Consider the following 22,071-nt stretch of genomic DNA (forward strand, 5'->3'; position numbering starts at 1 on the left):
AGCCCGAACGAAGCACCAGGGACAAATACGGCCCGGCTAATAAGGAAGGGTATTTTTCGCGCTAGCTGTGCTCATACAGTTCGCTGCCGGTCTTGATGATACCCTGGCGACCAGCCAGTAGGGTTAGTTCCGACATGGTTTTGACATTCAATTTTTCCTTGATCGCCGTGCTGTGGTTGCAGACGGTTTTGTAGCTTAAACATAATTTCTCCGCCGCTTGACGGGTACTCAAACCGTTGGCGAGCAGGCAGAAAATATCGAATTCGCGCGGCGACAGTGATTTCACTTTATAGGCCTCGTCCTGGCCGATGGCCATATTGACCGCCAATTGCTGCGCTAAAGCCGGCTCTATGTACGTGCCGCCTTCCGCCAGCGTGCAGACTGCCGTGACCAAGGTGTCGGGCTCGTTATTCTTGGTGATATAGCCTTTAGCGCCGGCTTTGATCGCTCTGGTCACATACACCAGCTCATTATGAATGCTGAATACCAAGATCTTGCAGCTGGGGTAACGGACCAATAAGCGCCGCACCGATTCCAAGCCGCCCAAGCCGGGCATCGATAAATCCATTACCACCACATCCGGCGTTTGCTTGTCATATACCTGGCAAGCAGTCTCGCCCCTATCGGCTTCATAGACGGCGCCTATTCGTTCCGATAAGGATAAATAAGTCTTGTAACCGGCTCTGACTACCGCATGGTCGTCTACTAATAAAACGCTGATTTTATTCGCCACTAACTACGTGTCCTGATTTGTTTTGGGTGAATGAGCAAGAAACGCCGCCGGTATCGCCGGTGCTATCCATAGCTGGCGTTTCTTGCCCTGCCATCATGCCGATTTTTATGCCGGGAAACCATGGGAGCTTTTCCCGTTTTGCCGCGGAGTGCGGCTGCGCGTGACCGGGAAAACTTCCATGACTTTTTTCGCGGAATTCCCAGGCTATTTATGGATTATTCCGTAACGCCCGATAGGCGGCCTTCTTTACCATTTGCGCCAGCATGGCCCGGTAGGTCTAAGTCAATATTGTGTGCGACTTGATTGAGATTGCTGATGTGAAAAGTGAAGGAGATTTCTGCCGCAAAGCAAAATCTCGCGTCACGGATTGACGCCAAAATTAAGCGCAGCGTGTGATTGATTTTGCCCGGAAATGCCGATGGCGTTATCCGCTTTTAACGGAAGGCTCCCCTAACCAACCGATTTGCCGGGCCATGCAACCTAATAAACAACATAGGAGGATTCATGCAAATTTCACGGTTTGCCAAGCAGGTATCGACCACGGCCTTAGTAACGGCTGCGGCCTTGGCCGTGTCGCCATCGGCGCAAGCGAATAAAGAACTGGAACAGATGTCCAAGCAAAACACCAACTGGGTGATGCAGACCAAGGATTACGGTTCGACCCATTTCAGCGAAATGATCGACATCAACGCCAACAACGTCAAAAATCTGAAGGTGGCCTGGTCGTTTTCCACCGGCGTCTTGAACGGCCACGAAGGCGGTCCGTTGGTTATTGATGGCATTATGTACGTCCACACGCCATATCCTAACAATGTGTTTGCGATCAGTTTGGACGAGCCGGATAAGATTTTATGGCAGTTCAAGCCCAAGCAAAATCCGGCCGCCCGCGCGGTGGCTTGCTGCGACGTAGTTAACCGTGGTTTAGCTTATGCGCCGGCCGGTAAGGATTATCCGGCCACCATTTTCCTGAACCAGTTGGATGGTCATGTGGTGGCGTTAAATGCCAAGACCGGCGAACTGCTGTGGAAAATGGAAAACTCCGACATCGCGATGGGCTCTACGTTGACCGTCGCGCCGTTCGTGGTTAAGGACAAAGTCATTGTCGGCACCTCCGGCGCAGAGTTGGGGGTTCGCGGTTATGCCACCGCTTACAATATTAAGGATGGTAAGCAAGCCTGGCGTGTGTATGCCACCGGTCCTGATGAAGACATTAAATTATCCAAAGACTTCAACAGCGCCAACCCGCATTACGGTCAGTTCGGACTGGGTCTGAAAACCTGGGAAGGCGATGCCTGGAAAATCGGCGGCGGCACCAACTGGGGTTGGTATGCTTACGATAGCGACTTAGAAATGTTGTACTACGGTTCCGGTAACCCGGCGCCGTGGAACGAAACCATGCGTCCCGGTGACAACAAATGGACCATGACCATCTGGGGCCGCGACATCAATACCGGTGAAGCTAAATTCGGCTATCAAAAAACTCCGCATGACGAGTGGGATTACGCCGGCGTCAACTACATGGGTCTGTCCGAACAAATGGTCGATGGCAAAATGACCAAATTGCTGACCCATCCGGATCGTAACGGCTTGGTGTATACACTAAACCGTGAAAACGGCAGCCTGGTTAACGCGTTTAAAATCGACGACACCGTCAACTGGGTGAAAAAAGTCGATCTGAAAACCGGTCTGCCCATCCGCGATCCGGAATATTCCACACACATGGATCACCAAGCCACCGGCATCTGCCCGTCGGCCATGGGTTACCACAACCAGGGTATCGAGTCTTACGATCCCAATAAAAAACTGTTCTTCATGGGCACCAACCATATCTGCATGGACTGGGAGCCGTTCATGTTGCCATACCGCGCGGGTCAGTTCTTTGTGGGCGCGACTTTGAACATGTATCCGGGGCCAAAAGGCACTTTGGGCCAAGTCAAAGCTATGAACGCGGTGACCGGCAAAATGGAATGGGAAGTTCAGGAGAAATTCGCAGTGTGGGGCGGTACCACAGCGACCGCCGGCGATTTGGTGTTCTACGGCACTTTGGACGGCTATATCAAAGCTCGTCATTCCAAAACCGGCGAAGAGCTGTGGAAGTTCAAACTGCCTTCCGGCGTTATCGGCCACCCGATTACCTATAAACACAACAACAAGCAATACGTTGCGATTTATTACGGTGTCGGCGGCTGGCCTGGCGTAGGTTTGGTATTTGACCTGGCTGATCCGACAGCGGGCTTGGGTGCGGTAGGTGCGTTTAAAGAGTTGGCGCACTACACGCAAATGGGCGGCGGCGTGATGGTGTTCGCGCTGTAACTCAGGCGTGGGGTACGCATCACGTACCCTACAACCCAAGAACCCATAATCGTAGGGTGGGCATGTAATGTCCACCTTGTTGGCAGAATCGGTGGGCATTGCATGCCCGCCCTACGCTGAAATCCAAATCATGAAAAAAGTGATACATATTTTTACTGCATTGGCCCTGGGTATAGGGTCTGCCTGCGCCCAAGCCGAACAAGCGGTCTTGAAGGTCTGCACGGCGGAAAACGAAATGCCTTATTCCAATCAAGCCGGCGAAGGCTTCGAAAACAAGCTGGCGCAGTATGTTGCCGAGCAATTGGGGCGAAAGCTGGAAACCGTCGGTTGGACAGACCCGCGCTACTTCATCCGCGATTACCTGGATAAAGGCTTGTGCGACGTAGTGATGGGCGTTGATGCCGGCGATCCGCGTTTGTTGACCACGGCGCCGTACTACCGGTCCGGCTATGTCTTTATCAGCCGCGCAAAGGACGGATTGGATTTGCAGAACTGGGATAGCCCGGCCTTGAAGCAAGCCAAGCGGATTGCTTTCGCACCGGGTTCGCCCGCTGAAACCATGCTGCGGGCCATCGGCCGTTACAACGATATGTTCAATTACCAACAAGAGTTGGCCGGATTCAAGTCCAAGCGTAACCAGTACGTCAAGTACGACAACGACAAGCTGGTCAACGAAGTGGCTTCCGGCAAAGCGGAAATTGCCATCTTGTGGGGGCCGGCGGCGGCCCGCTATGTGAAGGCATCGGCCACGCCTCTGACGATGACGGTTATTCCGGACAACGCCAAGCGTGCCGACGGCGAGAAGGTAGGTTTCCACTACAGCACCTCCATCGGCGTGCGTAAGGACGACAGCGCTTTGCTGGCGCAATTGAACAAAATCATCAAAGACGGGCAGGACAATATCGAAGAGTTGCTGGAAGCGGAAGGCATTCCGTTGCTGGAGCAACCCGAAACCGCCGTGTCCATGAACTAAACAGGAAACCTTGAATGAAATTGAAAACATTTTTGACTGGCGCCGTGCTGTCGATGTCAGCGGTGGCGGCAAGTACTGTCCAGGCCGACATCACCTTGCGCCATGCCTTGACCGGTGAAGCCCTGGATTTGAGTTTTGCCAAAAAAGGCGGCAACACCGACAAATTCAAGCAATTCATGCAAACCGGCAAAAACCCTTACAACGGCGATGCCGAAGCGGCAAAAAAAGGCGAGAGTCTTTACATGACTGGTTGCTCGGGCTGCCACGGCCATGAAGCGGAAGGCAAGCTTGGCCCCGGTTTGGCCGACGACTACTGGACTTATCCGCGCGGCCTGAGCGACCAGGGCTTGTTCGAAATCCTGTTCGGCGGTGCCAACGGCATGATGGGCCCGCAATACGTCAACTTCAGCACCGACGACATGCTGCACATCATGGCTTTCTTGCGCAGCATTTACAAAGGCGATCCGAAGAAAGCCGAGTGGTTGAAATAAACGCCCTCACCCTAGCCCTCTCCCGGAGGGAGAGGGCATAAAGCCACTATACAGCTAACTCCAGGCGGCTTGAGTTTGCCTTGGAAGTAGGTATTGAACCCTCTCCCCAGGGGAGAGGGCAGGGTGAGGGTTATCCAACAATTTATTAGGAGATCAACATGAACAAATTAGTAATGTTAGGCGCGGTACTACTGGCTTTGGGCCTGTCCGGCGCGGCAAAAGCTTATGACGGCACCAAATGCAAAGAAGCCGGCAACTGCTGGGAACCGAAACCGGGTTATCCGGCACAAGTGGCGGGTAGCAAATACGATCCGAAACACGATCCCAACGAACTGAACAAACAAGCGCAGTCGATCAAGGACATGGAAGCCCGCAACGCTAAACGCAACGAGCTCATGGCGAAAACCGGCAAGTTTGTTTACGACGTCGAAGGCCAATAAAGACGGGTTAGGTCAGGGTGCGTATCGCGCTACCTGACAGTTACCCTGAAGATCGAACCCTTAGGACGCCGCCAGGGATGGCGGTAACTAATAATGCGGAGGGAATCGGAGACCAGGGAATGCCCAGGGCAGCGGCACACTCAACCCATGCAAGCTGTTTAAATACGTCGGGAGTGCAGTAGCGTTTAAGCAGCTTCTAAACGAAACCTCACGGCTCCGGGCCGTTGCTATGCCGGTTAGATCAGTCATCCGCGGCTACAGCCTGTTGTCAGCGATGCGAATTTCTAAACACGGCGACATTGCAACCCAGCACCGGAGTTTTTTTGCGGTATTGGCTTTAATCAACAGCGCTCAATTAGCTATGACAAGCAAGCAAACCCTCAGCGACTGGCGCGCCAGTGCGTTGCAGTTGGAACAACAAATCAACCAGGTCGTCGTCGGTCAACAGGCGGCGGTGCGCAATCTACTGATAGCCGTATTCGCCCGTGGCCATGTGTTGCTGGAAGGCCAGGTCGGGGTGGGCAAAACCACCTTATTGCGGGCCATCGCCCAAGGGCTAGGAGGCCACTACCAGCGTATCGAAGGCACCATCGACCTGATGCCGGCCGACTTGATCTATTACACCTATTTAAACAACGAAGGCCGACCCTGCGTCGACCCCGGCCCCTTGTTGAAGCAGGGCGAGCAGTTGTCGGTGTTCTTCTTTAACGAAATCAACCGGGCCCGGCCGCAAGTGCATTCGCTGCTATTGCGGGTGATGGCCGAGCGCAGTATAGGCGCGTTCAACCGCGAATACCGGATGCCGCACATTCAGGTGTTTGCCGACCGTAATCGGGTGGAAAAAGAAGAAACCTTTGAATTGCCGGCGGCCGCTCGCGACCGGTTTTTTATGGAAATCAACATTAATACACCCAGTGACGACACCGTGCTGGACGATTTGCTGTTCAATCCGCGTTACCACGATGTCGATGCCTTGATCGGCGAAATGGGCGCCAGTCAAATACCTTATTACCAGCTCAACGACTGGGCGGTGGCGATTCAGAACAGCATCCAGCCAAGCGCCGCTTTGCGTCAATACGCGTTGGCTTTGTGGAAAGCCACCGCCGATCCCGGTGCATTCGGCATCGCTTTAGCCGATGTGGAAATGGACAAGCTGCTGCAGGCCGGCGCTAGTCCGCGCGGCATCAGCTATATGATACGCGCCGCCAAAGTCCGGGCATGGCTGGAAAACCGCGACAGTCTGTTGCCGGAAGATTTGCAGGCGGTTTTCGCCGTGACCATGTCGCACCGGATATTTCTGAACCCGATGTACAGCTATCGCCAAGACGACATTATTCCCGCCTTGATAGACAGCATACTCAATCAAATCGCCGCACCGTAACAGTCATGAACATTAAATCGATTCTGCACGCCATGCTGCCGCATGCCGGCCTCGGCCACCTAGTGGAAACCTATCTCACGTGGTCGGGTGTTGGTTTTATCTGCGCATTTATCGCCAGTACGCTGGATAAACATGCCGATGTGCCCTATGCCGCGTATTACACCAGTGCTCTGAATGACGCGGTGGGTTTTAAATTTTGGATTTTGCTGGCGGTCGTCGGCAGCTTGCTGTTTTGCCTGAGCTTGCCAGTGTTGTATCTGGCGCTGCACTATCCGGCCTTGACCGGGTTTAGTCGGCGCTTGCGGCGGTTCACTTACACTTTTTTCTTGGTGGCCTTTGATGAAGGCGGTTTGATGATAGGCATTTTGACCGCCAATTTTATCGATACCAGCGAGCGTATTTCGCTGTTGGCGAACAAATCGTTTTTGTTCAGCGATGTCGGCTTTTTCACGATCCTGGCTTTATGCTTGCTTAACTCGCTGCTGTGGCTATTCGGCGAAGCCATCCATAGCCGCAATGCGCAGTCTTACTCAGGAGTGGTGGCCTTATTGATGAAGGCGCCGTTGAAGTTTTCCCTGCCCGGATACCTCGTCGTGACGGCGGTGCTGGCGAATTTGGTTGTCAGTCAATAAGGTACGCGCTAAAACGATGTCGGACACGATAAAGCCTTTCCAATATCGCCTGCCGCGCCCGGCAGTCGGTGTGTTTCCCGGCGCGCATCCTGGGCAAATGGTCGGCAACGGCCAATTATTCAAACGTCATGACACCTTGATTGCCCGTCCGGACCCCAGGCGCATCGATTTACGGGCCAGCGTGCTCGATCCGTTCGGCCATTATCAAGTGCGGGTGCAGCAGCAACACAGTGCTATCGACGTGTATTTGCTGGCCGATTTATCCGCTTCCATGCGTTTCGTCGGCGGCTATGACAAGCGCCGTTCGCTGGCCGATATGCTGTTATCGATTGCCGCATCGGCCCTGGAGTATGGCGATAACGTCGGGTTTATTGCTGCTAACCAACGCGTGCTCACCGAGTGCTATTTGCCGGCCGGTAAACACCTGGGCCGGATTCAAGCGATGGCAAAACATCTGGAAAACATCGACCTGCAACCAGGCTCGGCCGGCTTGCAGCAAGCGCAACGCTATCTACCCAATCATCGGGCCTTGGTGTTTTTGGTGTCGGATTTTCATTTTCCGTTGCCGCAGTTGCAGGCCATTTTACAGAACTTGCGTCGCCATGACGTAGTACCGCTGGTGTTGTGGGACCAAGCCGAATACAGCCGTTTACCGCATTGGGGGCTGTTTCAAGTTCAGGATCTGGAAACCGGCAAGCGCCGCACGCTGTGGCTGCGTCCCGGTTTGAAACGCAAGATAGAACACGCATTTGCGCAGCGCCGTGCGCAATTGCAACAGCACTTTCGCGCCTTGGGCTGTGAGCCGCTGTTTATCGAAAACGGCTACCGCGCAGAGCAGCTGGCGCATTATTTTTTAAGGAGAGCCGGGTGACAGTGGCGGTGAAACGGCTTTTTCGCGGTTCGGCTTGGGCATTCGTCACGCTGCTGCTGGCGGCGTGTGCCGGCACGTCCAACCAAGCACTCCGCGATTTTCAAATGCAAACACCGCGGCCGTTCGGTTATGTGATCGGCGATACCCTACCGCAGCGTATTGTGCTTGAAACCCGCGCCGGTATGGAGTTGGAGCGTAGCAGTCTGCCGACGCCGGGCCGATTGAATCGCTGGCTGCAACTGAACGCGGTGCATGTGCAGGAACGGGGTGGCGCTGACGGCAAGCGCTATCAAATCGACCTGCTGTATCAGCAATTTTACGCACCTCTGGAAGTGAAAGCCTTGAGCATACCCGCTTTCACCCTGCGCTTTCAGCAGCACGGGCAAACTCTGGAACAGCCGGTCGCGGCCTGGACCTTTACGGCCGCGCCATTGCGGGAACTGGTGGTCAGACAGGATCAACACGGCGAATACCTGCGCCCGGACCAAGCGCCGCCGCTGTTAGACGACGCTGTCATTGTCCGGCGCTTATGCATAGCGCTGGCCGTGTTATGCGGGATCGCTTTACGCTTGGCTTGGCTGTACGGTTACCTGCCCGGTCTACCGCAACGCCGGGTGTTTAAGCGCGCGCAGCGGCAATTGCAAATGCTTGGGCTGCCACAATTGCCGCAGGCGCTGGGTGCGCTGCATGCCGCTTTTAACGGTTTGCATGGCAAGCCGGTGTTTTTGCACAAATTGACCGAGTTTTATCAAAGCCATCCGGAATACCGCAGCATCGCCGCCGAATTGTCCTGGTTTTTTGATTATTCCAATCGTTACTTCTTCGGTGATGCTTCGACAATGCCGCAAGAACACGATCTGCAAAAAATCAAAACTCTGTGCCTGCATTGCCGGGAAATCGAGCGAGGCAGCCGATGAACTTGGGGTTCGAGTATCCGTGGGTCTTGCTCGGTTTTGGCTTATGCCTGTTGCCAATGTTGAGAATCGGGGCGGTCGCTAATCCTTATCCCTGGCTGGCGATATTGCCTGTCGATCCGCTATCGCTGGCTATCAGCGCCTTGATTCGCTTGCTCGGGGGCTTGGCGATAGGCGGATTGATCCTGGGCTTGGCCGGGGCTTATCTGCAAGAACAGCAGGTGGAGCGCATCGGCCACGGTGCGCATATCGTCATGCTGCTGGATCGAAGTAACAGCATGGACAATACTTTTGCCGGCAAGACGCCGGAAACCCAGGGCGAGGAATCGAAAGCCAGCGCTGCCCGCCGCTTATTGAATGAGTTTGTAGAGCGCCGCGAGCACGATTTGATCGGCATCGCCGAATACAGTACGTCGCCGCTATTCGTGCTGCCGCTGACCGAAAATAAAGCCGCCATTCATGCGGCGATAGACGCCACCGCCTTGCCGGCCTTGGCCTATACCAACGTCAGCAAGGGTTTAAGCATGGCTTTGGAATTCTTCGATAGCCAACCGGTCACCGGCTCGCGCATCGTGTTGTTGGTGTCTGACGGTGCGGCGGTGATCGATCCGGACAGCGAAGCGGCCTTGCGCGAGTTGTTCAAACAGCGTCAAGTCAGTTTGTACTGGGTATTCCTGCGTACCGCCAACAGCCCCGGCTTGTTCGAAATTCCGGACGATCCGCGCGACGACAACGCCCAGGCCATGCCGGAGCGCTATCTGCATCTATTTTTTAATAGCCTGCATATCCCGTATCAAGCCTACGAAGCCGAAACTCCGGGTGCCTTGCAACAGGCGGTAGCCGACATCAACCGCCTGGAAAACCGGCCCTTGCATTATTTCGAACGGATTCCTAAGCAGGATTTATCGACACGCTGTTATGCCTGGGCCGCGGCCATGTTGCTGTGTTTGCTGGGTGTGAAACTTTGCGAGGCCAGACCGTGATCCGCAAACTAAAACATGGGTTGCTATGGGCCACACTGGCTGTAGCCGTATTAACGACGCTGACGCAGTTGCTGCAACTGTATGGGCTTGCCGGGCAAAATCGCTTGATCAGTCAGTTGCTGGCCGACAAGGATGTCGGTGCTGATGAATTGGCGACATCGGCCCCGGAAGTGCGCATGGCTAGGGCGGTGTATCTGAGCCAGCACCAGCGCTACGACGAAGCCCTGGCGACACTGAATTTGTTATTGCAACAAGCCGGCGCTGAAGCACAGGCATACACCCGTTACAATCTGGGTAATCTATATTTGCGCCAAGCCATGGAAAAAGCGCAAGCCGGCAATGTCAACGAAGCGATGCCGTTGCTGGGCCTAGCCAAGCAAGCTTATCGCGAATCCTTGACGCTGGATAGTCAGTTTTGGGATGCCAAATACAACCTGGAAGTGGCGATGCGGTTGCTGCCGGAGATGGACCGAATCACTAGCGGCGACGATGCCGACGATCTGAACCAAAAGACCCAGCTGTGGACTACCTTGCCGGGGTTTCCGCGTGGTTTGCCGTAGCGCTACGGCTTTGTTTCCTATCCATAACTTCACTACATGCGCATAACGCCCCATTTCAAGGATTACCGTTTCTGGCTGCTGACAGCGGCTTTATTGTCCTTGTCGGTGGTGTTTTTCCATCCGCAAAGCCTTGCGCCAGCGGCCTTATACCGCTTGACATTCATCGTCGACATTACCCGCAGTATGAACACCGAGGATTACCAACTGGATAAGCAGCCGGTCGGCCGCTTGCAGTTTGTCAAACATGCGCTACGCCAGGAGTTGTTAAAATTGCCTTGCGGTTCGCAAGTGGGCTTGGGGGTGTTCACCGAACGGCGTTCGACGCTGTTGTTCGAACCGATCGAAGTCTGCTCGGGTTTTGCCGACATCGACGCGGCGCTAGCGGCGCTGGATTGGCGCATGGCCTGGGCCGCCGACAGCCGTATCGCCAGTGGCTTATTAAGTACGTTGGAGATGCTGCAAGGTAAAGACCAGACCCTGGTGTTTTTCAGCGACGGCCAGGAAGCACCGCCGCCCAATCCGCGTTACAAACCGGATTTATCCGCGCTGAAAGATAAGGTAGCCGGTGTCATTATCGGCGTTGGCGGCGACCAACTGTCGCCTATCCCCAAGTTCGACGCCAAGGGGCAACGCCAGGGTTTTTATAAACCCGAAGACGTGCCGCACCGCTCATCGTTTGGCGAATCGGATTTGAATCCCGAGAAGATCCAGGGCTACGACGCCCGCAACGCGCCGTTCGGCAGCGAAGCGGCCAGCGGCGACGAGCATTTGAGCCGGCTTCATGAAAGCTATCTGCGCCAGCTGGCCGCTGAAAGCGGTTTACAGTATCGACGACTGACTGATGCCGACAGTCTGGATCAAGCCTTGCAGCAAGCGGCTTTTGCCAAGTCCGGCACACGCACGGTTGATAGCAGCTGGCGTTATGCCGGTTTGGCCTTGTTGTTCCTGGTGATAGTGTACGTAAAGTAGCTCAATCGCCGGACACCGTATCGACGAGCAGTATCCGCTCACTGTCCAGGCGCAGAGACAAAGTTTTGCAAAGCAAGCTGGTTTCGAAATCCATATAGCGTTCGGACGTAACGATGCGGCCGCGATCACCGCAGTTTTCCAGCGCCAGCAACTGAAAGAAATATGGGCGCCACGACCAGTTAAAACCGATCTTGCGCGGATCGGTATACCATTGATTTTCTTTGAAATTAAAGTCTGGGGAAATCTGGTCGCCCTGGTTGTTGCACAGATAAAAACGAATCACGCCGCTATCGGTAAAATTCCAGCTGACCAGTTCGTTCAGGTTGAAATCGTCTTGCAGGGTTTCGGCTAGCTTATAGATCAGGGTTTTAGTGGTGTTGATGGCGCTAACTTTCTTTTGCACCTTGGCTAGGGTGTTTTTCAGAAATTTATTGCGTAACGAGGCGATGTGCTGTTCGAATAGCTCTGCGGGCTGAAAATTGGCTTCGGCTTTGGCAAACAAAAACCCCTGCATGAATTGCGCACCGCAGTTCAGACTAAATAAAAACGCTTCGTCCGATTCCACGCCTTCGCAAATAATCCGGCAACCGGTGCGTTTGCCCAGACGCGAAATCATATGAATGATGTCGCCGGCGATGCCGCCCTTGGTGGCCAGCTTGAACAGCCGCATGTCGATTTTGATGATGTCGGGTTGAATGGCGATCACCCGTTCCAGTTGCGAGGCGCCGGCGCCGAAATCGCCGATAGCCACGCTCAAGCCGTGTTTGCGGTAGCGCTGCACGATTTGTTTTAATTTCTGCGGATCGACATGCGCGTTGGAAATTTCCACGATGATGCGCCGCCTGTCGATATTCAGCTCGTCCAACATGCGCAACGTGGGCAGCGTATTCAATTGGCGCAGATTTTCTATCCAGGCCGCGGAAATATTCAGTGCCAGATAGCTTTGCGTATCGGCTAAGGCCGAGAATTTTTCCAGGGCTTGCCAGCGCACCTGTCTGTCCAATTCGATACGGGTTTTGGCATCGACATCGGCTGAAGAGAATAGGGCGCCGGCGGACACGACTTTGCCTTTGCCGTCGTATTGGCGGGCCAGGGCTTCGTAACCGACGATTTTGCCGCTGGCCACCGAAATGATGGGTTGGAAATATGGAAATAACTGTGTTTTAGCTTGCATCGTCCCTTGGGCTATCAATTTAACTGGGTTTGGGTAAAAACTCCTTCAACTCCGCGACGCAGGAACCGCAACCGCTACCGGCGCTCAAACAGGCGCTGATGTCGGCAACGCTTTGCAATTGCTGGGCTTGCACTGCGTGTCTGATGGTTTTTTCGCCGACATTGAAACACGAACAGACGATTCGGCCAATATCGGCTTCACCTTTCGGCGGAAGTCCGCTCAGCAAACTCAGGCGCTCGGCTCGGCTTAGCTGCTTTTTAGCGAATAAACTGCCCAGCCAGCCCGGCTCGGGCAATTCGCAATCCGGGCCGACCAGCAGGCAGGCTTGTAATTCGTGGTCCGGTAAATAAGCCGTGCGGTAGTGCCCGGCTTGCTGATCGCTGTACTCAAGCCAGCAGCTATCCTCGTCGCGATGCTCGACGGCTGCGAGCAGGCTACGGCTCCATGCCCGCCAGTCCTGCCCGGGATCTGTGGAAGCCAATTCGTAGCGAAAATAATGGTCGCCGCGCACGCTGACTTGATACTCTACCCCGGCGAACTGCAAGGAACGGCGCGACAAAATAGTGGCATACCAACGTGCCGGCCAGGCATTGATTTTTACCGGCGTTTGCTTGCTTTCCGGTTGCCCGGAATGCGGATCGACCACCGGATTGACCACAGCGCCCATACGGCCATGACTACTGATTTGATCGGTCCAGTGCATAGGCACGAACAGACTGCCGATTTGTTGACCCGGATTGATCTCGACGCGGGCCAGCATAGAGCCCCAACGGCTTTCTATCTGCGTCAGACTGCGCGTGGCTAAACCGAGGCGTTCGGCGTCGGCGGGGTGTATTTCGACGAAGGGTTCCGGGCGATGCGCGTTTAATTTGGCGGCCAGGCTGGTGCGGGTCATCGTGTGCCATTGATCGCGCAAACGGCCGGTATTCAGCGTAAATGGATAATCGTTATCCGGCGCGTTAACAGGCGGACGCGGGGTAATCGGGATGAAGCGGGCTTTACGATTGCTTGTGTAGTACTGGCCGTCAGTAAACATTCTGGCTGCGCCTGCGCTTTGCACGTTGGTGACCGGCCATTGCACCGGTTGCAGCGCGTCATAGCCTGACCTGTCCAAGAGGGCAAAGGCCGATAAATTAAAATCGCGTAACTGATGCTCGGCATCGTTTTCGAAGGCCGACAGCGCGGCGTGTTCACGAAAAATATCGGCGCTGGATTGGTAATTAAACGCGTCGCTAAAACCCATGCGCTGAGCAACTTGGCTGATGATCCACCAGTCGTGTTTGGCTTCGCCGGATGCCGGAAACAAGGGTCGTTGCCGGGAGATGCGCCGTTCCAGGTTGGTGACGGTGCCGTCCTTTTCGCTCCAGCCGGTGGCCGGCAGCAGCACGTGGGCCAGCTTGGCGGTATCAGTGTTGGCGATGCAATCGGATACCACCACCAATTCGCATTGTTGCAAGGCACGTTTAACTTTGTCGGCGTCAGGCATCGATACGACCGGATTGGTAGCCATGATCCACACGGCCTTGATTTGGCCGGCGGCGATGGCGTCGAACATGGCCACTGCCTTCAAGCCTTGTTTGTCGGCGACTTTGTCACTGCCCCAAAAGCGGCCGACTCTGTCGACGTGTTCGGGGTTTTCCAAGTCCATATGCGCAGCCAGGGTGTTGGCCAAGCCACCCACCTCGCGGCCGCCCATTGCGTTAGGTTGACCTGTGAAGGAAAACGGCCCCATGCCCGGTTTGCCGATGCGGCCGCTGGCCAGGTGGCAATTGATGATCGCATTGCATTTATCCGAACCTGAGCTGGATTGGTTGATGCCTTGCGAATACACCGTAACAGTTTTTTCGGTGCTGGCAAACCAATCGAACAAGGTGGCGACTGCTTCGCTAGGCAAACCGCAGGCGGCGGCAACCTGCTCGATACTGCCGGCGGCTTTTACAGCCTCGTGCAATGCGGCTGCAAAACCTTCGGTATGCGTGTCGATATAAGTCTGATCAATCCGGTTGTTTTGCTGTAAATAAGCCAAAATGCCGTTGAACAATAGCGCATCCATGCCTGGCTTGACCGGCAGGTGTAAATCGGCGATGTCGCAACTGGCGGTGGCGCGCGGATCGATGACGACGATTTTTAAATTGGGATTGTTTTCCTTGGCCTTGCGGATGCGTTGAAAGGCAATCGGATGGCACCAGGCGGCATTGGAACCAACCAGTAAAATCAACTCGGCCTGTTCCAGGTCTTCGTAATTACAGGGCACGGTATCGGCGCCGAACGCGCGTTTATATCCCACTACTGCCGAGGACATGCACAAACGGGAATTGGTGTCGATATTGGCGGTGCCGATGAAGCCTTTCATCAATTTATTGGCGACGTAGTAATCCTCGGTCAGCAATTGGCCGGAGACATAAAACGCCACGGCTTCCGGTCCGTGTTGCGCAATAATAGTTTTAAAGCGTTCCGCGACATGGTCCAAGGCAGACTCCCAATCCACACGTTGCCCTTGGATGCTGGGGGAGAGCAGGCGGTTTTCCAGCGACACGGTATCGCCCAGCGTCGCGCCTTTTGAGCAAAGTCTGCCGAAATTGGCCGGGTGATTACTGTCGCCCTTGATGCTGACCCGGTGCGTCGCGCGGTCTTCTACCGTAGCTTCGATGCCGCAGCCGACGCCGCAATAAGGACAAGTGGTTTTGATGGTGTTCATGTATAAAGGAATTTAAGCCGCGCGCACTAGCGGGATTCTGCCGAACATCAAGCGGTCGCGGATCGCGGAGATTGGGGTTTTGTCTTTAACCAAATTCAGATACCAGGCGCTGTCGCTGGTGTCCCCGTACAAAATAACGCCGACGACGATGTCGCCGCGCAGGACGATTTTTTTATAGATGCCCAGCCCGTGATCGATCAGTTGCAAAACCTGGCATTCGCTGTCGCCTTCGAAATCGCCCACAGAAAATAAATCAATGCCGGTGACTTTCAGCATGGTGGCGGACGATAAGGTTTTAAATTGGCTGTCGGCTTTGCCGGCCAGCTGTTGCGCGCAAACTTTGGCCTGTTCGTAGACCGGTGCGACCAAACCGAATAGTTCGCCCCGGTGTTGCACGCATTCGCCGACCGAGAATATCGCCGGGTCGCTGCTGCGCATGCGGTCGTCGACCACGATGCCGTGCTGGCAATCCAGGCCAATGCGTTTAGCCAGACTGATATTGGGCTTGATGCCGGTGGACATGATCAGCATGTCGGCCGGTAAGACCTCGCCGTTACTCAGTTCTACCGCGCTGATATGCCTGTCCCGGCTGTCTACGCGTTGGATAGTCGTGCCGAGATGAAAATGTATACCTTTATCCGCCAATTGCCGCTGTAAAAACGCCGCTGCCTTACGATCCAATTGCCGGTTCAGCAAATGGTCGGCGCGATTGATGACGCTGACTTGCATGCCGCGCTGCAACAAGCCGTTGGCGGCTTCAAGACCCAGTAAACCGCCGCCCAGAATCACCGCATGGCGTTTGCTGGCGGCTTTTTCTATCATGGTTTCCACGTCGGCGATGTCTCTAAAGCCCAATACGCCCTCGACGTCGCGGCCGGGTATATCCAGCATCAACGGCAAAGAGCCGGTGGCGATTAGCAGTTTGTCGTAAAACGCGCAGGTGCCGTCATGGGCAATTACACAGCGACGTTCGCGGTCGACATTCACAACCGCTTTCTCCGGTCCGCAATACAAGGTCACCCGATTTTTCAGATACCAATCAAAATCGTGAATCATGATGTCGGCAACGCTTTTCGCGCCGAACAGCACCGGCGTCAGCATGATGCGATTGTAATTGCCGTGCGGTTCCGCGCCGAACACGGTGATGTCGTAGCGATCCGGTACGGTTTGAATCAATTCGTCAACGGTGCGCATGCCGGCCATGCCGTTGCCTATCACTACCAATTTGAGTTTCATGATGTTGTCGGTGGTTATTGCGAAGATCGGTGGGAAATCAGACGCAAACTGTTCAAAACAGTTTGCGTCGCTGTTGCCTAGAAGCTGACGTTGCCTTGCATCCAAATCACTTGGGTGTCGGGGAACGCCGGGTTATCGCTATTAAAGTTCGCGTACTTGGCCAACAGTGAGTAGTGTTTGCCAAATTTCTTCACGGCTTGGAAATCCCATTCCTTACCGTATTCTATTTTGCCGGTATCGTCTTTAAAGTCGTGATAGACGCCGGTAATGATCAAGCTGTCATTCATCGCTTTGTAGCTGGCGGTGGCGAAGACGTCGCGGATACCATTAGCAGGCGTGGTTAGAAATAAATCGGCCCAACCCTGGAAAGCGTGATTGGTGCCCAACGGGGTTTGAAAAGTCCTGCCGGCTCCGTAGCCATTTAGCTGCTCCACGGCACCTGATACGGTCAGATTGTAAGCACTGGCCCCCGCCATCAGGTTAATGCGGTCAGCCTGATAGTGGTTGGGGTTGTCGCCGTAGTCCGATTGTTTGCTCCATTCGGCAGTGTAGATGGCGTTGACGGTGTCAAAAAACTGCGGCGATTTACCGTCGAAGCGCAGGCCGTAAGTTTGCGAGGAGTTAGCGTAGTTAGCGCGTTCGCGGTAATCCAGCCAATATCCGTAACCGATCAGGTTGCCCCAGTCATTGATCTTGTAATTCAGGTTTAAGAATGGCGCGTTTATCGAATGCGTTTCGCCGAATATGTTTTGGATGTGGTCGATATAGCCGACGTTTGCCGTCAAACCGAACAAGGTCTGATTGTTGTGGGTGATCAGAATCGAATCATAGGTCATTTCCATCTGCCGCCAGCCGACGTTACCGATGAAGCGGTCGTCGTCCAACTTGATGCGTTGCCGGCCGACTTTAATAAGGGTGTCGGCAATGCCTTTGTAGCTTATCCAGAATTGATTCAGTTCGTTGCGCGCCGGATCGGCAATCACGGCATAGTTGCGGTCACGGTTCGAGGTAGTACCGCCGCGGTCGTAGTCTGCTTGCGCCGCGTAGAGGCCTTCGTATTCCGCGTAACCTTGAAAATCGTGAAAAACCGGAGTCAGGAAACCCAGCCGCAGGCGCACCGTATTGGCGTTGGCGGTTTCCACAGGCTGGCCGCCCATATTGGCGGGTTTACGGACAGAGTTGTCTTTATCGACATTCTCCCAGCGGTAGTTCAAATCCATTTTTACTGCGCCGTTACTGCCGTAATGGTAGAAATTTAAGGCATCTTCTACTTCTTTGGTAATGTCGGCGGCGGCCGGCAGGCTGAAGAAGGTTAGTGATAATAGTGTCGCCGGTAACTTGCCGGTTGGACGTTTGAGTGTTTGCGGCATAAGGCCCCCTAGGGAAACAAGCGGTTATAAATTAATGGGTGTGATCGCATTCGGACAGGAAGGTCAGCAGGCTCTCCCGGTATTTGTAGTAATCGGGATGCTCCAGCAGGGCCTTGCGGGTGCGTGGGCGCGGCAGGTCGATTTCTTGAATTTTGCCGATTTTGGCATGCGGGCCGTTGGTCATCATCACCACACGGTCGGCCAACAGAATGGCTTCGTCGACATCGTGCGTCACCACAATTGCGGTGACGTGGGTGCGCTCCCAGACTTCCATCAACACTTCCTGCAATTCCCAACGGGTCAACGAGTCCAGCATTCCGAACGGTTCGTCGAGCAGTAGCAATTTTGGCGACAGGGCAAAGGCGCGGGCGATGCCGACGCGCTGACGCATGCCGTTGGACATGTCCCCGGCTTTTTTGAACATCGAATCGGCCAGGCCGACCCGTGTCAGGTAGTATTCGACGATGTCCTCGCGTTCGTCTTGCGAGGCATGTGGGTACACTTTATCGACGCCCAACATCACGTTTTGGAAGGCGGTCAGCCAAGGGAATAGGCTGGGAGCCTGAAACACCACGCCGCGATCCGGGCCGGCGCCGTTGATTTCCCGGTTATCCAAAATAATGCCGCCTTCAGAAATTTCGTTAAGGCCGGCGGTCATCGACAACACCGTGGATTTACCGCAACCGGAGTGGCCGATGATAGAAATGAATTCGCCTTTTTTCATTTTCAGGTCAAAGCCGTCAACCACTTTCACGGTGCTGTTGCCGTCCGGGGTGGGGTAGATTTTCGAGAGATTGGCAAACTCCAGATAACGGGCCTTGCCCAGATCGCGAGTGCTGGGTTTCAGTGCCGAGGTGTCGAGCTTCCAATCGTTGCTGGTATTGGGACGCACATCCGGCAGTTTGAGCTTGTCGCCAGCGTCGGCCTGGGCTTTTTCCATACCGATATTCATCAGATAACGGGTGATTTCGGCACGCAGGCGCTTAAATTCTTCGTTATGGTTCAGTGCGGTGCGATCACGCGGCCGTTCCAAATTGACCGTAAAGGCCGGGCCGAAGCTGGCATCCGGGCCGGGATTGAGAGGAATGACCCGATCAGCCATGTAAATGGCTTCGTCGACGTCGTTGGTAATCAAAATGACGGTCTTTTTATCCTGTTCCCAGATTTGCAGGATTTCATCTTGCAAGTTGCCGCGAGTCAGCGCGTCCAGAGCGCTGAGCGGTTCGTCGAGCAGCAAAATATCCGGGTTGGCGGCCAACGCCCGGGCGACATTGACGCGTTGGCGCATGCCGCCTGACAGTTCACCCGGTTTTTTTTCCATCGCCCGGCCCAGATTCACCATTTTTACGTACTTTTCGGTATGCGCGCGGCGCTGTTCCGGCGTCCAATCCTTGAAGATCGCATCCACCGCCAGCGCCACGTTTTCGTAAACCGTTAGCCAGGGCATCAAGGAATAGTTTTGAAAAACCACGCCGCGATCCGGTCCCGGTTCGGTAATGGCTTGGCCTTGTTTCAATAGTTCGCCGCTATCGGCATGGATAAGACCGGCAATCATCGAGATCAACGTGGTTTTGCCGCTACCGGAAAAACCGACGATAGCAATGAACTCGCCTTCGCGAATGTCCAGATTGATGTCTCTGAGGATGGAGGTTTTATCTTTGCCTTCACCGTAGGATTTACAGACATTTTTTAACTCTACTAGCGGCTTATACGCATCGTTGGCGGGAACGGAAGACATGGCGGATTGTTTGTGCATGGAAAGTTCGATGATTTTGGCTTGGGCGGCGCTCATGACGGTATCCTCAGATTTTTTGGAACGAGAACAGGTTTTGTAACGAGTGCATTACCCGGTCGAGAATGAAACCGATAATACCGATGGTAAATACCGCCACCATGATTCTGCTCAAGGAATTGGAACTGCCGTTTTGGAATTCGTCCCAGACGAATTTGCCTAAACCGGGGTTTTGCGCCAGCATCTCGGCAGCGATCAAAACCATCCAGCCCACCCCCAAGGATAGGCGCATCCCGGTAAAGATATAAGGCAAAGCCGAGGGCAGAATGATGCGTTTGATTTGCGTGGCCCAATCCAGTCTTAACACTTTACCGACGTTGACCAAGTCGCGGTCTATCGATGACACGCCGACGGCGGTGTTGATCAGGGTCGGCCACAAGGAACATAAAGTCACGGTTATGGCCGAGGTGACGAACGATTTGGCAAACCAGGAATCGTCGTCGGTAACATACATGGCACTCACCACCAAGGTGACGATGGGCAGCCAGGCCAACGGGGATACCGGTTTGAAGATTTGGATCAGCGGGTTAAAAGCTGTATTAAGCACGGGGCTCATGCCGCAGATGATGCCTAGCGGCACCGCGATCAGCGTGGCGATGATAAAGCCGGCAAACACGGTGCGCAGGCTGGTAAGAATTTGGTCCAGATAAGTCGGCTTGCCGGTGTAGGGGCGCGGCTTGATTTCCGCTTTGGGGTCTTCGGCCAACTTTTCTTTATTCCGCAATTCCTGGCGTTGATAAAACTCGGCCATTTTGGTTTTTTCAGCATAGTGTTCAGTCACCAGACCGCTGACTTCCGACCAGACCGCGACCGGGCCGGGAATAGCGCCCAAGCTCGTGTTGATCCGCGCGGCGGTGACGCTCCAAAACCCCAAAAACAAGATGAAAGCGATGATGGGCACGCCCATGACCAGCCATAACTGGCGCATTTGTTGGGCTGGGTTTTCACCGGCGGCGATTTTGACTAAGGGTACGAACCAGGTCAGGCCGGTGATGTTGAAAAATTTGATCAGTGTATTAGTCATGTCTTTACTCGCTTGTCTTAATGGTGTCGGTAAAAAGGATGCGTCCTTGCATCAACATACGATCCTTGTGTAGAGCACCCACCAGAGTTTCTTAGTCGACAATCTTGCCGCCGGAGACGGTTTGCTTGCCTTTCAAGCCAATAGCAAATTTGGCCAGGTAATCGTTAGGTTTGTTGGCATCGAACGGAATTTTGTCGATGAAAAAGTTTTGCGACGGCTTGATGCTGGTGTCGGCAGGGAAGTCTTCGGCTTTGGCTTTACCCTCGGCGACCAGTTCTTTTGCGGCAGCCAGATAGATGTCAGGGCGATAAACTTTTTTCGCGGTTTCCATATACCAGTTGTCGGGTTTGTATTCGTTGATCATGCCCCAGCGGCGTAATTGGGTCAGATACCAGATCGCGCTGCTGTAGGAGGGATAGCTGGCACCGTGACGGAAAAAGGTGTTGAAGTCGGGCAGGGAGCGTTTGTCGCCTTTTTCGTATTCAAAAGTACCGTTCATGCTGGCCGCCAACACGTCAACGTCGGCACCGACATATTGTTTTTGCGACAGCATTTCGATGGCTTCTTTACGGTTTTTGTTGTTTTCGGCATCCAGCCACATCGCAGCGCGTATTAAGGCTTTAGTGACGGCTAAATACGTATTCGGATATTTTTCCGCCCAGGCTTGGGTGACGCCGAAGACTTTTTCCGGGGTGTCTTTCCAGAGTTCGTCGTCGGTGATGACCGGTACGCCGATGCCTTTAAACACCGCTTGTTGGTTCCAGGGTTCGCCGACGCAGTAGCCGAAAATAGTCCCGGATTCCAATGTGGCCGGCATTTGCGGCGGCGGGGTTACCGCCAATAAGGCGTCGGCATTAATTTGGCCGGATGTGTCTTGGGGCGGCGCGTAAAAACCGGGGTTAATGCCACCGGCGGCCAGCCAATAGCGCAGTTTGACGTTGTGGCTACCGGGTGGAAAGGTCATGGCCATGTTGAATGGCTTGCCTTCTGCTTTATATTTATCCACTACCGGCTTCAAGGCGTCGGCTTTGATGGGGTGCACAGGCTTGCCACCTTCCATCGGCACGTTGGCTTTCATTTGTTTCCAGATGTCGTTGGATACGGTAATCGCGCTACCGTTGTAGCCCATGCTGAAAGCGGTGACGATGTCGGCTTTAGTACCGTAGCCAATGCTGGAACCTAATGGGGCAGGCGCCAGCATGTGCGAACCATCCAATTCGCCGTTCACCACGCGATCCATGACTACTTTCCAATTGGCTTGCGCTTCCAGTTGTACGAACAGGCCTTCTTCCTCAAAAAAGCCTTTTTCAGCAGCCACCGCCAGCGGTGCCATGTCGGTCAGTTTAATGAAGCCGAATTTCAAGTCTTCCTTTTCCAGTTTGCCGGCGGCGAAACTGTGGTTGGAAAAGCCCAGTACCGCCAGAGCGACGACCGAGCTTAGCGCGGCGGCTAGTGTCTTGGGGGTGAATATGCTGTTCTGTTTCATATCGTTTCCTGTCAATTGAGAAAAATTGGCC

19 protein-coding genes are annotated in these 22,071 nt (G+C 54.3%); 11 read left to right on the forward strand and 8 right to left on the reverse strand.

The features are described from left to right. Positions 1-61 precede the first annotated feature (61 nt). Positions 62-733: a response regulator gene (locus ACR64Q_RS09885; protein WP_020481115.1), complete on the reverse strand. Its 672-nt coding sequence runs from the start codon at positions 731-733 to the stop codon at positions 62-64. Between the two features lie 504 nt (positions 734-1,237). Here ACR64Q_RS09885 and ACR64Q_RS09890 point away from each other — a divergent pair. From ACR64Q_RS09890 to ACR64Q_RS09940, 11 genes are all read left to right on the forward strand, one after another. Further along, the gene (locus ACR64Q_RS09890; RefSeq protein ID WP_020481117.1) at positions 1,238-3,046 is read left to right on the forward strand and encodes a methanol/ethanol family PQQ-dependent dehydrogenase; all 1,809 of its coding nucleotides are present in this window, start codon (positions 1,238-1,240) and stop codon (positions 3,044-3,046) included. A gap of 130 nt (positions 3,047-3,176) precedes the next feature. Further along, the gene (moxJ, locus tag ACR64Q_RS09895) at positions 3,177-4,019 is read left to right on the forward strand and encodes a methanol oxidation system protein MoxJ (RefSeq protein ID WP_313735070.1); all 843 of its coding nucleotides are present in this window, start codon (positions 3,177-3,179) and stop codon (positions 4,017-4,019) included. A gap of 14 nt (positions 4,020-4,033) precedes the next feature. Beyond that, positions 4,034-4,510 carry a cytochrome c(L), periplasmic gene (gene moxG, locus ACR64Q_RS09900; protein WP_020481119.1) on the forward strand — a complete coding sequence of 159 codons (477 nt, stop codon included), beginning with the start codon at positions 4,034-4,036 and terminating at the stop codon, positions 4,508-4,510. A 158-nt stretch (positions 4,511-4,668) separates the two neighbouring features. Further along, positions 4,669-4,950: a methanol dehydrogenase gene (locus ACR64Q_RS09905; RefSeq protein WP_313734510.1), complete on the forward strand. Its 282-nt coding sequence runs from the start codon at positions 4,669-4,671 to the stop codon at positions 4,948-4,950. A gap of 361 nt (positions 4,951-5,311) precedes the next feature. Continuing rightward, positions 5,312-6,331, forward strand: coding sequence for an AAA family ATPase (locus ACR64Q_RS09910; RefSeq protein WP_313735071.1), 1,020 nt, complete (start codon positions 5,312-5,314; stop codon positions 6,329-6,331). A 5-nt stretch (positions 6,332-6,336) separates the two neighbouring features. Next, positions 6,337-6,963 (forward strand): MxaP protein, encoded by a 627-nt coding sequence (locus ACR64Q_RS09915; protein ID WP_313734511.1) that lies wholly within the window; start codon positions 6,337-6,339, stop codon positions 6,961-6,963. Positions 6,964-6,979: 16 nt separating this feature from the next. Further along, positions 6,980-7,834: a DUF58 domain-containing protein gene (locus ACR64Q_RS09920; protein ID WP_313734512.1), complete on the forward strand. Its 855-nt coding sequence runs from the start codon at positions 6,980-6,982 to the stop codon at positions 7,832-7,834. Beyond that, positions 7,831-8,751 carry a nonribosomal peptide synthetase MxaA gene (locus ACR64Q_RS09925; protein ID WP_313734513.1) on the forward strand — a complete coding sequence of 307 codons (921 nt, stop codon included), beginning with the start codon at positions 7,831-7,833 and terminating at the stop codon, positions 8,749-8,751. The genes ACR64Q_RS09920 and ACR64Q_RS09925 overlap by 4 nt, the downstream gene beginning before the upstream one ends. Continuing rightward, positions 8,748-9,731, forward strand: a complete 984-nt coding sequence (locus tag ACR64Q_RS09930) for a vWA domain-containing protein (RefSeq protein ID WP_313734514.1) — start codon at positions 8,748-8,750, stop codon at positions 9,729-9,731. Before ACR64Q_RS09925 ends, ACR64Q_RS09930 begins: the two co-directional genes overlap by 4 nt. Beyond that, the gene (locus tag ACR64Q_RS09935; protein ID WP_313734515.1) at positions 9,728-10,291 is read left to right on the forward strand and encodes an MxaK protein; all 564 of its coding nucleotides are present in this window, start codon (positions 9,728-9,730) and stop codon (positions 10,289-10,291) included. The genes ACR64Q_RS09930 and ACR64Q_RS09935 overlap by 4 nt, the downstream gene beginning before the upstream one ends. 36 nt (positions 10,292-10,327) lie before the next feature. Then, the gene (locus ACR64Q_RS09940; protein ID WP_313734516.1) at positions 10,328-11,260 is read left to right on the forward strand and encodes a vWA domain-containing protein; all 933 of its coding nucleotides are present in this window, start codon (positions 10,328-10,330) and stop codon (positions 11,258-11,260) included. 1 nt (position 11,261) lies between these two features. On the opposite strand, the gene ACR64Q_RS09945 is transcribed toward ACR64Q_RS09940, so the two are convergent. From ACR64Q_RS09945 to ACR64Q_RS09975, 7 genes are all read right to left on the reverse strand, one after another. Beyond that, complete coding sequence (locus tag ACR64Q_RS09945) at positions 11,262-12,434, reverse strand: EAL domain-containing protein (protein ID WP_313734517.1); 1,173 nt, start codon at positions 12,432-12,434, stop codon at positions 11,262-11,264. Positions 12,435-12,453: 19 nt separating this feature from the next. Next, positions 12,454-15,132 carry a molybdopterin-dependent oxidoreductase gene (locus tag ACR64Q_RS09950; protein ID WP_313734518.1) on the reverse strand — a complete coding sequence of 893 codons (2,679 nt, stop codon included), beginning with the start codon at positions 15,130-15,132 and terminating at the stop codon, positions 12,454-12,456. A gap of 12 nt (positions 15,133-15,144) precedes the next feature. After that, positions 15,145-16,368 carry an NAD(P)/FAD-dependent oxidoreductase gene (locus tag ACR64Q_RS09955; RefSeq protein WP_313734519.1) on the reverse strand — a complete coding sequence of 408 codons (1,224 nt, stop codon included), beginning with the start codon at positions 16,366-16,368 and terminating at the stop codon, positions 15,145-15,147. Between the two features lie 77 nt (positions 16,369-16,445). Next, complete coding sequence (locus ACR64Q_RS09960; protein ID WP_313734520.1) at positions 16,446-17,738, reverse strand: alginate export family protein; 1,293 nt, start codon at positions 17,736-17,738, stop codon at positions 16,446-16,448. Positions 17,739-17,769: 31 nt separating this feature from the next. Then, positions 17,770-19,530 carry an ABC transporter ATP-binding protein gene (locus ACR64Q_RS09965; protein WP_409521168.1) on the reverse strand — a complete coding sequence of 587 codons (1,761 nt, stop codon included), beginning with the start codon at positions 19,528-19,530 and terminating at the stop codon, positions 17,770-17,772. A gap of 10 nt (positions 19,531-19,540) precedes the next feature. Next, entirely contained in the window at positions 19,541-20,554 is a 1,014-nt protein-coding gene (locus ACR64Q_RS09970) for an ABC transporter permease (RefSeq protein WP_026600701.1), read from the reverse strand. A gap of 91 nt (positions 20,555-20,645) precedes the next feature. Then, positions 20,646-22,040 carry a CmpA/NrtA family ABC transporter substrate-binding protein gene (locus ACR64Q_RS09975; RefSeq protein WP_020481134.1) on the reverse strand — a complete coding sequence of 465 codons (1,395 nt, stop codon included), beginning with the start codon at positions 22,038-22,040 and terminating at the stop codon, positions 20,646-20,648. Positions 22,041-22,071 lie beyond the last annotated feature (31 nt).

It is taken from the genome of Methylomonas sp. 2F7 (assembly GCF_057126975.1).